The organism is Nonlabens sp. (genome assembly GCF_047636915.1).
Lineage (GTDB): Bacteria > Bacteroidota > Bacteroidia > Flavobacteriales > Flavobacteriaceae > Nonlabens.
The window spans coordinates 1-12,885 of record NZ_JBLIGN010000071.1; the positions used below are offsets into that span (position 1 = coordinate 1).

Sequence of the window (12,885 nt, forward strand, 5' to 3'; positions counted from 1 at the left end):
GTAAAAGTTTCTTCTACTAAAGGATTCCAAAGTAGTGGTTCTTTATTAGGAAAGTTAAGACCCTTACTTTTTGTTTTGCGATTACTGGCTCTGTCATTAATCATTACCGCATTAGCTAGGCCTCAAACAACTGATGTTACCACAAAAACGGAAACGATAAACGGTATAGATATTGTTCTTGCGGTAGATGTTAGTGCGAGTATGCTGGCACAAGATTTAAAACCAGATAGACTCGAAGCAACAAAAGAAGTGGCAGCAGACTTTATAAACGGAAGACCTAATGACCGTATAGGAGTAGTGGTTTATGCTGGAGAAAGTTATACAAAAACACCTATTACAACCGATAAGAAGATATCACTTAAAGCCATAAAAGATATCAAATTTGACGGAATTCTAGAAAACGGAACGGCTATAGGAATGGGACTTGCTACAGCCGTAAATAGATTGAAAGAAAGTGAAGCATTGAGTAAAGTGATTATCTTAATGACAGATGGAGTCAACAACAGCGGTTTTCTAGATCCTAAAATAGCTAGTGAGCTCGCGGTTGAATTTGATATTAGAGTCTACACCATAGGAATAGGGACTAATGGAAATGCATTGTCGCCTTATGGGACATTACCTAATGGAAGATTTCAATTCAGAATGGCGCCCGTAGAGATAGACGAGGAGTTGATGAAACAAATCGCTGCTGACACAGGAGGAAAATATTTTAGAGCAACAAACAATAAGAAATTAAAAGAAATTTATGCTGAGATAGACAAGTTAGAAAAAACAGAAATCGAGCAATTTGAATTCTATAACATAGAAGAAAAGTATAGAGACCTTATTTTATTAGCCTTGATATTGATAGGAATAGAGATGTTGTTGCGATATACGATTTTTAAAACAGCGGCGTAGGGAAGTTATCAGTTTATAGTTTTTAAATAATTATCGAAGTTTGAAATTTTGAAAAAATCAAAGCTTTTACATTTTGTAAAGGAAAAACAGGTCGCTGAGTGAGCAACTAATAGGATTTACAATGTTAATAAATAGGGAAGGGGTAAATAAATAGGGTAATTAATTACTGAATTCTAGACAAATTTATAACAAGCAATTCAGCATATAAATAATTTTGTCAGGCCAAATTTTCTGGAATAGCAATAGATATTAAAAAATAATTAAGTAAAATATTTTCCCTTTAGGGCTGAAAGCTTTTGGATGGGGAACGGAAACGAAAAAGCTGCCACCCTTTAAGCTTGGAAGTCGCAGTAGCAAACAAGTAACTAATAATAGATAACAAACAACAAAACGTGTACCTACTAGAAGAAAAAATATATTTCTGGCTTTTGTGTCTTATTCCGATATTGATAGTTCTATTTTTAGGACTTTCTTACTGGAGGTATAGCGCACAAAAAAAGTATGCCTCTAAACAAATGCTAGGTCATTTAATTCCAGATCGCTCTTGGTTCAAACCTATTTTAAAGCTGGTTACGGTTTGTGTGGGAATCGTGTTTTTGGTTTTGGCATTGGTGAATCTTAAAGCTGGAGAGAAAACAGAAACCGTAAATAGGGAAGGTGTTGATATCGTTTTTGCAGTGGATGTATCTAAGTCTATGCTAGCGGAAGATATTGCTCCTAATAGATTAGAAAAATCACAGCGATTAGTTACTGAGATTATAAACAATCTAGCGAGCGATCGCATAGGATTGATCGCTTATGCAGGTAGCGCCGTACCACAACTTCCCATTACAACAGATTACGGAAGTGCAAAAATGTTTTTACAGTCCTTGAATACCGAGTTGATCTCTAGTCAAGGAACTGCCATTAATGAGGCGATACAGTTGGCAGAAAGTTATTATAGCGACGATATAGAAGCAGCAAAAATTCTCGTTATTATTAGCGATGGAGAAGACCACGAAGGAGAAAGTGTTGCTGTTGCAGAGGCAGCTGCTGAGAAAGGAATTCGCATCATTACTATAGGTGTAGGAACCGAAGTAGGTGCTAGGATTCCTATAAAGAGAGATGGCGTAATCAGAGAGTTTAAAACAGATAGGGATGGAAAAACTGTGATGACAAAGCTCCATCCACAAACTTTAAAAGAAATTTCTGAAGCTGGTAATGGTGTTTATATAGACGGTACCATTACTGCAACGGTAATTGAAGAATTAAAGAAAGAACTTTCAGGTATTGATAAAGTAGCCTTTGAATCACAGCAGTATTCTGATTTTGAGTCACAATTTCAATGGTTTCTCGGTTTTGGATTGTTCTTTTTATTTTTAGATGTTTTTTATTTAGAGAAAAAAACTGGCTGGCTTAAAAAATTAAACTTGTTCAATGAGTAATAAGATGATGAAACAGATAATAGTAGTCTTGATGGTATTGGGAAATTATGCTTTCGCGAAAGCGCAACAGACTCCAACAACAAATCCCATTTATGAAAATGCGATAACAAAAGCACAAAAATATGCGAGTGATGGAAACTTTAATCTCGCAGAAGCAGCTTATAAAAAAGCAAAAGCGCTAAACCCGCAGAGTACAGACGCGGCTTATAATTTAGGAAACTTGTACTATGAGAATACTAAAAAGTACAATGCCTCTAATAGCTACGTTGCGGCCGCAGAAGCAGCAACAACTAAAGAAGAGAAGCATAGAATCTATCACAATCAGGGGAATCTTTTATTGGAAAACAAAGAATATAAGAAAGCAGTTGAAGCTTATAAAAATGCGTTAAGAAATAATCCAGCTGACGAAGAAACACGTTACAATCTTGCACTTGCCAAAAAAGAAGAAGAAAAACAAGGCGGCGGCGGCGGCGGCGATGACGAGAACGACAAAAAAGACGACAGCGAGAGCAAAGACCAAGACAATAAAGAAGGAGATAAAGATGAAAAGTCTGACGGTAAAGATGACGGTAAAGAAAACGAAAAGGAAGGCGACGATAAAAATGGAGATGGAGAAGGCGAAAAAGAGGAAGAGGGAAAACCTAAGGATGGAAAAGATGGTGAAGGAGATCCTAAAAAGCAAGATCAAAAAGCACCGCAACGTGTAGAAGGTAAAATGACTCCTCAACAAATAAGTCAGATACTCGAGGCAATGAGTAATGAGGAGCAAAAAATCAGAGATAAAGTAAACGCAAAGAAGGCTCAAGGGCCAGTAAAAAAATCTGAAAAAGATTGGTAATGAAGCAAGTTATTTACATTTTATTTTTTTTGATAGGTGGTGTGAGTCTAGCACAAGTAGACTTTACAGCTAATGCAAGTCGTAATAAAATTGCGATAAATGAACGCTTGCGTATTGAATTTAAGATGAATGTTGATGGAGATAATTTTACACCACCTAATTTTGTGGGATTTCAAGTGGTAGCAGGTCCTAGTCAGGCGGTGTCGCAGAGTTGGATCAATGGTGCAAGCAGCATGTCTAAGTCTTACACCTATGTACTCAAGCCTGGCAAAACAGGAACACTTAGCATTCAACAAGCCGTGATGACTTATCAGGGAAATGAATATAAAACCATACCGCAAATTATAAATGTTACGGGTGCTGTAGAAACACCTAAAGGGCCAGATGATCAATCTATAAGTGCAGATGATAGCATACATCTAATTGCTGAAGTTTCTAATGAAAACCCGTATTTGAACGAGGCTATACGTGTAGTTTATAAAATATATGTGTCCAATCAGACAGGTGTTACAGGCTGGAATGAATTAGACAGTCCTAAATACAGAGATTTCTGGTCGCAAAATATTGACAACCGCAATAGGCAAGTTCAAAATGGAACCTATCTAGGCGAGCCATACAGATATCTTGTATTGAGAGAAGCAGTATTATATCCTCAAAAAACAGGGAAGCTGGAAATTGAGCCACTTACATTAGATGTTCAAGTTCAAATTCCTACGAATAGAAAAGACTTTTTTGGAAGGCCTTATATGACTACGGCTAACAAGACAGTAAGTGCTGGAAAACGAGAGATTAACGTTAAAAACTTACCGGCATTAGGAAGACCGGCAAGTTTTACTGGAGCTGTAGGAGATTTTGATTTTAAAGTAGAAACAGATCGTGCGCTACTCGATGCGGGAGAAAGTTTAACGGCGAGTATAAGTGTTACGGGCTCAGGGAATTTAAAGCTGATGGAGCTCCCTAAATTAAAAGCCCCCCAAAGTCTTGAAGTTTATGATCCAGAACGTAAAAATAACGTGAGGACTAACATTTATGGTATGAGTGGAAGCATTACGGACAGGTATACAGTCGTACCGCAATATGGAGGAAAGTATGTTCTACCGCCAGTAGAATTCTCCTATTTTGACCCTAAAAAGGAGCAGTATTTTACGGAGAATAGCAGCGAAATGTTATTGGTGGTAGAGGGAGACGCGCCCACCACAGCAGGTGCAAATTCTGTTATAGAATCAGCAAAAGACGGTAAAAATATTATTCAAAATAATGCGCAATTTGTTTTTATTAAAATAGATACCGAGCTAAAGGATCAAACAAAAAGTTATTTTTTCAATAGCACGTCCTATTGGGCTATTTTAGGAGGCTCTTTTTTACTTTTACCTTTGATACTGCTCCTTAGAAGTCAGCAAGAAAAGCGTGGGTCAGACGTAGTTGGTAATCGCGTAAGAACTGCTAATAGGCTCAGTAAAAGGTATTTGAGCAAGGCAAAGAAAAACTTAGGGAATCATGAGCTTTTTTATATTTCTCTAGAAAAATCGCTGCATAATTACCTTAAATCTAAATTACATATTCAAACCGGAGATATGTCTAAAGACAAAGTCGATGAATTGTTATCCCAGAAAGGAGGAGCTTTACCAACTAGAAAAGAATTTGGCGAGCTACTTGCTAGTTGTGAGTTTGCCCGATATACGCCATCTTCAGAAGCTACAATGAAAGATGATTATGAAAAAGCTGGTCGTGTATTGAATGAAATGGATAAACAGTTAAAGAAATAAAATGAAGAAGGTACTTATCATATTAGTGGCACTATTTGTTTCTATTGGGAATTCTCAAGAGTCTTTTGAACTGGCTGCTTTTGGAAAAGCAAATCAAGCCTACACTACCGAAAATTATGACCTAGCCATTGCAGGTTATGAGCAAATTTTAAAAACGGGAAAACACAGTGCTGAGGTATATTTTAATTTAGGAAATGCTTATTACAAGATTAATGCCGTCGGGCCCGCCATTTATAATTATGAAAAAGCGCTGCAGTTCGATCCCGAAAACATAGATGTAAATAACAATCTTAAGTATGCTACTCAGATGAAAATAGATGCTATACAAGATGCTAAAAGCCAAGGTTTAGGCTCTAATTTGGATAGTTTTGTCGCTTTATTGAGTGTTGACGAATGGGCCTATTTTAGCCTTGTCATAGTATTGTTTACTATTTTAATGTGCATACTTTATTTCTATGCACATACAGTTGGTAAAAAACGGTTGTTTTTTATCCTTACGTTTTTAGGGATATTATTGTCCGTTAGTACGATTGTAGCCGCTTCTTACGCTAAAAATAATGTAAATGATGTGCAATATGCCATTGTTTATACAGCAGAGTTTATAACGAGAGAAGAACCTAAAGAAAAAGCGGTATCGAGTTTTACACTTCATGAAGGTACAAAAGTAGAAGTGCTGGAAGAATTCAATGAATGGGCATTGGTTTCTTTGACTAATGGGAATAAAGCCTGGATGCCACTCGACAAGATTAAAAAATTATAACTTTTATACTTTCCCCACCGGTACGTCTATCAACCTTATTAGATTTATAAATTGTTATCTACTTGTTTTTAAATCGGGTATCTAAATAGTAATTTATGTTCAAACATTTAAAAGGAGATATATTTGGAGGTTTAACCGCAGCAGTGGTGGCACTGCCGCTAGCACTTGCCTTTGGCGTGCAATCAGGAATGGGGGCTATTGCGGGACTTTATGGCGCTATTTTCATAGGTTTTTTTGCATCCCTTTTTGGGGGTACCCACACACAAATTTCTGGACCTACGGCACCTATGACCGCTGTAAGCATGGTCGTTATCGCAGGTATTGTTCAGGTATATGAAGGCGATCTTGCAAATGCATTACCGGCCATTCTTGCTGTTTTTATAATGGTTGGACTTATGCAGGTATCCCTTGGCGTTCTCAAATTAGGTAAATACATCAAGTACATTCCTTATCCAGTTGTTTCTGGGTTTATGACAGGTATAGGAATGATTATTTTAATCACTCAATTGCTGCCTGCCATGGGATATTACCCTGCCGAAGATAAGCAGTTTGTTGAAAAATTTAGACCAGCCGCAAAAGAAGTAATCCTTGAGAGTATTCTTGAAAACGAGGTAGATGATCAACTTCTAGTTCTAAAGAACTTTGAAGTAACCATTGAAAAAGCAAGGAAAATTATTCCAGAACAACTGCTTACCGAGTCTAAAACACTGGCTAAAAAAGACAGCAGTGGTGTTTTAGGAGCGTTGAGAACATTTCCTGTAGCCATTCAAAATATCAATGGGCTGGAACTGGGGCTTACCGTCATTACTATTTTTATTATATTTGGTTTTAAGCGTATGACAACCACCATTCCTTCCACTTTAGTGGCTTTACTAGGTGTTTCAATAGCCGTGTATGTTATAGATCTTGATGTGCGTACGATAGGAGAAATACCGACAGGTTTTCCGATGCCTAATTTTGAGATCATCACTGGATTTAATTTTAGCGCTATGGCGCCTTATGTTTTGACCGCACTTACCCTAGCTTTTTTAGGAGCGATTGATTCTTTATTGACCAGCGTCGTGGCAGATAATATGACCAAGACCAAGCACAACCCGAACAAAGAACTCATAGGTCAAGGAATAGGCAACAGTATTGCTGCTGTTTTTGGTGGTATTCCGGGGGCCGGAGCAACTATACGTACCGTTGTAAACATTAATTCTGGAGGAAAAACGAGACTTTCAGGAATGATCGCAGCGGTGATGCTTTTAATTATGGCAGTTGCTCTAGGTGGTTTTGCAGAAAATATTCCTAGCGCAGTTCTTGCAGGAATATTGATTACCGTAGGCATAGGTGTTATGGATTACAAAGGTTTGAAAGTCTTAAGGTCCATTCCTAAAAGCGATATTGTAATTATGTTTGTGGTATTGTTACTTACCGTTTTTTGGGATCTGGTTTACGCGGTTGGTGTGGGACTTGTTATGGCTACTTTGATTTTTATGAAGAAAATGGGAGATGTAAATAATGATGAATCTGGGATCAAAAGACTTTCAGAAAGCAAGCATATGGATCATGCAGACTACTCTCGAATTCCGGTTAAATTGAGAGAAGAGATTTTTATTAAAGAATTAAGTGGTCCCATTTTCTTTGGTTACACTAGTGATTTTCAATCTATGTCTCGCGATATTCCTCCTTATGCTACCCATGCGTTGATACGCATGAAAAGGGTACCGTTTATTGATCAGTCGGGACTTTTTGCTTTTGAAGATGTGCTACAGAACCTATCGCAAAAAGGCATTCAACCTTTATTGATAGAAGTTCAAGAACAGCCTTTGTATAGATTAGAAACTATCGATATCATTCCAGACTTGATAGGTAAAGAGCATGTTTTTGAGAATTATGATACTTGCCTCAAATGGATTATTAAAAACGTAGAGGACACCGTGCCTGCTGTGGAGAAATAGAAGCCTGTTGATCTCGCTTTCGCGAAAGCGGAACCATCATAAACGTATTTGTTGTAAACAAAAGCAATCCAACCTAACAGACTTTTACAAGTGTGTATTCCATAATGACCACAAAGATCTGTAAATTAGTATTTTCGTTATTCATGCACAGTATCCACAAGTCATTCATAATATATATGCCTTAAAAAAATGGTATCTTTGAAATCCAAATTTCTATGCGATTTTGATGTTAAATTTTGCATTACAAATTTGAATTATTTTTTGTCCAGATGAAATAGAAAATTCAATCATACAGCTCGGTCATATTTTATTTTTATAGTAGATCATTTGTACAGAAAGCTGACAAAGTATGGGAGAAAAGAAACGAATTTTATGAGAAAATTTAATACCAACATTGCGTAGTATGGATCAAACCAAAAAAATTGCCGTAATAGGCGGTGGAAGCTGGGCGACAGCCATAGTGAAAATGCTTTGCGAAAACCTTGATACCGTTTACTGGTACATGCGCAGTGATTATGCAATTGAGCATATTAAACGCAATGATCACAATCCAAATTACCTAAGCTCTGTGGAGTTTAAAACAAAGCAATTGCACCTTTCTAGCGATATTAATGAGATCGTAAGCTTAGCAGACCTTTGCATCCTTGCAGTTCCTAGTGCCTTTGTTTTTACTGAATTAAAGAGTCTTACTGTTTCTCTTAAAGATAAAATTATCTTTAGCGCGATAAAGGGAATTGTTCCAGAGACAGGCTTAATAGTAGGGGAGCATTTTCATGAACACTATAATATCGATTTTAAAAATATTGGAGTTCTTACAGGCCCATGTCATGCAGAAGAGGTAGCCTTAGAAAGATTGTCCTACCTTACAATCGCCTGTGCCGACGAAGAAAAAGCAAAGTTTCTCGCTAAGTGTATAGAGAGTGATTACATCAAATGTAAAATAAGCGATGATATTATAGGCACAGAATATGCTGCTATGTTGAAGAATATTTATGCCATATCTGCAGGAATAGCACACGGTTTAGGTTATGGCGATAATTTTCAAAGCGTATTGATGAGTAATGCCATCAGAGAAATGAAACGCTTTATAAAGAAAGTACATAAGATGAAACGTAATATCAATGATAGTGCTTATCTAGGGGATCTACTGGTAACGGGTTATTCTGGATTTTCACGCAATCGTTTGTTTGGTAATATGTTAGGAAAAGGATATACCGTAAAAAGCGCACAAATGGAAATGAGCATGGTAGCCGAGGGATATTATGCCACAAAAAGCGCTTTTGAAATTAACGAAGAAAAAGGAGCTAAAACTCCTATTCTAGATGCTGTTTATAGCATCTTATATGATAATAAAAACCCTAAAAAGGTATTTAAAAAACTAGCTGATAAGCTGGATTAAAAATTAAAACAATGTCAACACTTGCAAAAGATTTTGGGATGGATGTTGCTCTAGAGCAATTAGGACTCAAAGAAACAAATCACGGAACTTCAACTGGTAACCATCACTTCGGTAATGGAGCTACTATAACTTCTTCTTCTCCCGTAGACGGAGCCGTTATAGGAAAGTTAACCACTACAAGTCCAGAAGATTACGAAAAAGTCGTTACTAGCGCGCAAGCTGCTTTTAAAGACTGGAAAATGAAGCCAGCACCTTTGCGCGGTGAAATCGTACGCCAGTTTGCTGATGAATTGCGACGTTTGAAAGAACCACTAGGTAAATTGGTTTCTTATGAAATGGGTAAATCCTATCAAGAAGGTCTAGGAGAGGTACAGGAAATGATCGATATCTGTGATTTTGCAGTAGGTCTTTCTCGTCAGTTGCACGGTTTAACGATGCATTCAGAACGCCCTGGACATAGAATGTACGAGCAGTACCATCCACTTGGTATCGTTGGAATTATTAGTGCTTTTAACTTTCCAGTAGCCGTTTGGGCATGGAATACAGCTCTTGCATGGATTTGTGGCGATGTGTGTATTTGGAAGCCTAGTGAAAAAACACCTCTTTGTGGTGTGGCTTGTCAGAATATCATTGCAACTGTTCTTAAAAAGAACAACCTGCCAGAAGGAATCTCTTGTTTAGTAAATGGAGATCATGAAGTAGGAGAAATGATGTCTACAGATAAGCGTGTGCCACTAGTCAGTGCAACAGGTTCTATTCGTATGGGAAGAATTGTTGGTACTAAAGTAGCAGAACGTCTTGGAAAATCTTTATTAGAATTAGGAGGGAACAATGCCATTATAGTAACTCCAGACGCCGATTTAAAAATGACCGTAATAGGTGCTGTTTTTGGAGCTGTAGGAACTGCTGGACAGCGGTGTACTTCTACACGTCGTCTCATTGTTCATGAATCTATGTATGATCAAGTAAAAGAAGCAGTTGTTGCTGCTTATGGCCAGTTGAAAATAGGGAACCCATTAGATGAGAATAATCACGTAGGTCCAGTAATCGATACCGATGCTGTGGCTAACTACACCCATGCTTTAGAGCAAGTTGTAAAAGAAGGTGGTAAAGTACTCGTAGAAGGTGGTGTACTTACCGGTGCTGGTTATGAAAGCGGTTGTTATGTAAGACCTGCGATTGCAGAAGCTACAAACGACATGAAAATTGTACAACACGAGACTTTTGCTCCTGTATTGTATTTATTAAAATACTCTGGAACTGTAGAAGATGCTTTAGAGCAACAAAACGGTGTAGCACAAGGATTATCAAGTGCGATCATGACTAATAACTTAAGAGAAGCAGAACATTTTCTTTCTCAAAGAGGATCAGATTGTGGTATCGCAAACGTAAATATAGGAACTAGTGGTGCTGAGATAGGTGGTGCTTTCGGTGGTGAAAAAGATACCGGTGGTGGCCGTGAGTCTGGATCTGATGCTTGGAAAGTTTATATGAGAAGACAGACCAACACGATTAACTATACTACTGAGTTGCCCCTTGCACAAGGAATTAAGTTTGATTTAGACTAATTTAACTAGTAGTAATTTTTTAAAAACCGCCTTATTGATAAGGCGGTTTTTTTATGTAATTAATACGCATACTCATTTCAAAATCATTTCCAGATGCCAGATGCCAGATATTCGTATCGGCATTCTCTAAATTCTGTTGAGACGCTTGTAAAAAATCGTTTCTTTCTGCTATCGGAGAGAATGTGGTCTTTAATATTTTTATCCTTGAATACGGCTTGTTTTAAATCTAGCAGGAATTTATTTAATTATTGTCATTAAATAACAGCTGATTAATCTCGTTCCAAATATTTCTGGAAGTCATCAATTATTTTCAAGTTATATCGAGTATTGAGACGCTTTAAACGGGGTAATTAATCTTCCAAAATCTTCTCCAGCACCATCAAATAATCCTCCTGATTATTTACAAAATCCAGATCAGTCACATCAATGACTTTTATTTTCAGCTCTTGTTGAGAGCGTATATAATCGGCATAGCCTTGTTGGATTTTTGAGAGGTAGCTGGCTTCTATGTTTTTCTCGTAATCTCGACCGCGTTTTTTTATGTTTTCTAGCAATCGGTCTTCAGTCTGGTAGAGATAGACATAAAGATCTGGTTTTACCAGTTCTTTATACATCATGTTAAAAAGGCGTTTGTAGAGTGAATACTCTTCTTTTTGTAGTGTTATTTTACTAAATATAAGGGACTTGATCACGTAATAATCTGCAATCGTAAATTCTTTAAACAGATCTAATTGTGCTACTTCGTCACTTAATTGCTGGTAACGATCGGCAAGAAATGACATTTCTAACGGGAAGGAATAGCGTTCTTTATCTTCATAAAATAGTGGCAGGAAAGGATTGTCTGCAAAACGTTCTAGAACTTGTTTGGCATTAAAATCTTCCGATAATTTATGCGTCAGGCTGGTTTTCCCACTTCCTATATTTCCTTCAACAGCTATAAAGTTAAGGTTTTGGATGGGATACCGCTTTCGCGAAAGCGGAATTTCAAAACCGGCTATTTTTTCTAAAGGCGCTAGATGACTAGAAAGCTCTATCATGCTTTTGCCTAAAACAGGATGCATCATTTTATCAGCTATATCTTCTAGAGGACGCATCACAAAATTGCGCTCGTGCATTCTAAGATGAGGTACTTGTAAGTGGTCTGTAGAAATAATTTGATCACCAAAAAGCACAATATCTAGATCAATTACTCGGTCCTCATAAGCAGTTCCAGAGCGAGGCACACGCCCCATTTCACATTCTATTTCCTGTAATATGTCAATGGTTTCTTGCGCATTTTTGTGGCTGTGGACGAGGACACACGTATTTAAAAAATCACCACCAGTAAATCCGGCAGCAGGCACTTCATAAACTCCAGCTGTTTTAATAACCAGACCTAGCCGCTGCTCAATGTGGCGAGCTGCGTCTAGTAAGTGCTGTTTTCTATCGCCTAGATTACTTCCTAAAGCAATGAATATCTTATGATTATGATTATCTTGGATGTTGTTTATTTTTAAAGCAAATTAAGTAATAATGGCCAACTGTTGAACTACTTTTGTGATAATTATGAAGACACTTACAGGTAAAAAATTACGTCTAGCACATCGCATTTATTTAGTTCTTGGTGCGTTATTTATTTGCTCATTGGTCGTTTCTAATTTGATTTTTCAGAAATTTTTTTACTGGAATCCATTTGGTATATTCAATTTTGAAATTTCGGTAGGCTTATTGCCCTATCCGATTACATTTTTAGTGACAGATTTAGTGAGTGAGATTTATGGACGTCGCAAGGCAAATGATTTGGTGCTCGCAGGAATCTTTGCCTCAGTTTTTAGCTTAGGAATTATAGGCGTTGCAAATGTTGTTCCAGCCATCGATGGAAGCCCTGTCCAAGACCTGGTTTTTAATAAAGTTTTTGGAGCGACTACCATTGCGGTATTAGCCAGTATGACGGCTTATTTATTTGCTCAGTTGGTAGATATTCAGATCTATCATTTTTGGAAGAGAGTGACTAAAGGTAAAAAGCTATGGTTGCGTAATAATCTCAGCACTATATTTTCCCAGTTTGTGGACACTTTAAGCGTGTTATTATTGTTATGTTACTTTAAGGTTTTGTTATGGGATCAATTTGGGCCTTTATTACTCGCTGGATTTCTTTTTAAAGTTCTCGTAGCATTTATAGATACACCATTATTATATGCAGGTGTTTTTATATTCAAACGTTTATTTGGACTGGAAACAGGAGAGGAAATAAAAATTGATTGAATTGAAAACAATGGCTTTATTTTCAATTGAAGATATTTGTGAACGG

At 37.2% G+C, this 12,885-nt stretch carries 10 protein-coding genes; 9 read left to right on the plus strand and 1 reads right to left on the minus strand.

All coding sequences use genetic code 11. The features are described 5' to 3' along the window. The 8 genes from ACJAT0_RS10210 to ACJAT0_RS10245 form a co-directional block, all read left to right on the plus strand. Nucleotides 1-897: vWA domain-containing protein (locus ACJAT0_RS10210; RefSeq protein WP_415181573.1), on the plus strand; the 897-nt coding region annotated here is incomplete at its 5' end. A 392-nt stretch (nt 898-1,289) separates the two neighbouring features. Continuing rightward, a complete protein-coding gene (locus ACJAT0_RS10215) occupies nt 1,290-2,321 on the plus strand; it encodes a VWA domain-containing protein (RefSeq protein ID WP_415181574.1) in 1,032 nt (343 codons plus the stop codon). Beyond that, nucleotides 2,314-3,159, plus strand: a complete 846-nt coding sequence (locus ACJAT0_RS10220; protein ID WP_415181575.1) for a tetratricopeptide repeat protein — start codon at nt 2,314-2,316, stop codon at nt 3,157-3,159. The genes ACJAT0_RS10215 and ACJAT0_RS10220 overlap by 8 nt, the downstream gene beginning before the upstream one ends. Next, nucleotides 3,159-4,925 (plus strand): BatD family protein, encoded by a 1,767-nt coding sequence (locus ACJAT0_RS10225; RefSeq protein WP_415181576.1) that lies wholly within the window; start codon nt 3,159-3,161, stop codon nt 4,923-4,925. Before ACJAT0_RS10220 ends, ACJAT0_RS10225 begins: the two co-directional genes overlap by 1 nt. Before the next feature lies 1 nt (nt 4,926). Beyond that, nucleotides 4,927-5,685 carry a tetratricopeptide repeat protein gene (locus ACJAT0_RS10230; protein WP_374002711.1) on the plus strand — a complete coding sequence of 253 codons (759 nt, stop codon included), beginning with the start codon at nt 4,927-4,929 and terminating at the stop codon, nt 5,683-5,685. A gap of 95 nt (nt 5,686-5,780) precedes the next feature. Next, entirely contained in the window at nt 5,781-7,628 is a 1,848-nt protein-coding gene (locus tag ACJAT0_RS10235; protein WP_415181577.1) for a SulP family inorganic anion transporter, read from the plus strand. A 403-nt stretch (nt 7,629-8,031) separates the two neighbouring features. After that, nucleotides 8,032-9,027 carry an NAD(P)H-dependent glycerol-3-phosphate dehydrogenase gene (locus ACJAT0_RS10240; protein WP_374002709.1) on the plus strand — a complete coding sequence of 332 codons (996 nt, stop codon included), beginning with the start codon at nt 8,032-8,034 and terminating at the stop codon, nt 9,025-9,027. 11 nt (nt 9,028-9,038) lie between these two features. Then, the gene (locus ACJAT0_RS10245; protein ID WP_374002708.1) at nt 9,039-10,595 is read left to right on the plus strand and encodes an aldehyde dehydrogenase family protein; all 1,557 of its coding nucleotides are present in this window, start codon (nt 9,039-9,041) and stop codon (nt 10,593-10,595) included. 350 nt (nt 10,596-10,945) lie between these two features. Here ACJAT0_RS10245 and folK read toward each other — a convergent pair whose 3' ends face one another. Further along, nucleotides 10,946-12,085 (minus strand): 2-amino-4-hydroxy-6-hydroxymethyldihydropteridine diphosphokinase, encoded by a 1,140-nt coding sequence (folK, locus tag ACJAT0_RS10250; protein ID WP_415181578.1) that lies wholly within the window; start codon nt 12,083-12,085, stop codon nt 10,946-10,948. Between the two features lie 55 nt (nt 12,086-12,140). On the opposite strand from folK, the gene ACJAT0_RS10255 reads away from it, so the two are divergent. Next, on the plus strand, nt 12,141-12,839 hold the full coding sequence (locus ACJAT0_RS10255; protein WP_374002707.1) for a queuosine precursor transporter: 699 nt from the start codon (nt 12,141-12,143) through the stop codon (nt 12,837-12,839). The last annotated feature ends 46 nt before the right edge of the window (nt 12,840-12,885 follow it).

Excerpts from the sequence above, each read along its gene's own strand:
- ACJAT0_RS10220 (WP_415181575.1), top strand. The coding sequence starts at position 2,314 with ATGAGTAATAAGATGATGAAACAGATAATAGTAGTCTTGATGGTATTG.
- ACJAT0_RS10225 (WP_415181576.1), top strand. The coding sequence starts at position 3,159 with ATGAAGCAAGTTATTTACATTTTATTTTTTTTGATAGGTGGTGTGAGT.
- ACJAT0_RS10230 (WP_374002711.1), top strand. The coding sequence starts at position 4,927 with ATGAAGAAGGTACTTATCATATTAGTGGCACTATTTGTTTCTATTGGG.
- ACJAT0_RS10235 (WP_415181577.1), top strand. The coding sequence starts at position 5,781 with ATGTTCAAACATTTAAAAGGAGATATATTTGGAGGTTTAACCGCAGCA.
- ACJAT0_RS10240 (WP_374002709.1), top strand. The coding sequence starts at position 8,032 with ATGGATCAAACCAAAAAAATTGCCGTAATAGGCGGTGGAAGCTGGGCG.
- ACJAT0_RS10245 (WP_374002708.1), top strand. The coding sequence starts at position 9,039 with ATGTCAACACTTGCAAAAGATTTTGGGATGGATGTTGCTCTAGAGCAA.
- ACJAT0_RS10255 (WP_374002707.1), top strand. The coding sequence starts at position 12,141 with ATGAAGACACTTACAGGTAAAAAATTACGTCTAGCACATCGCATTTAT.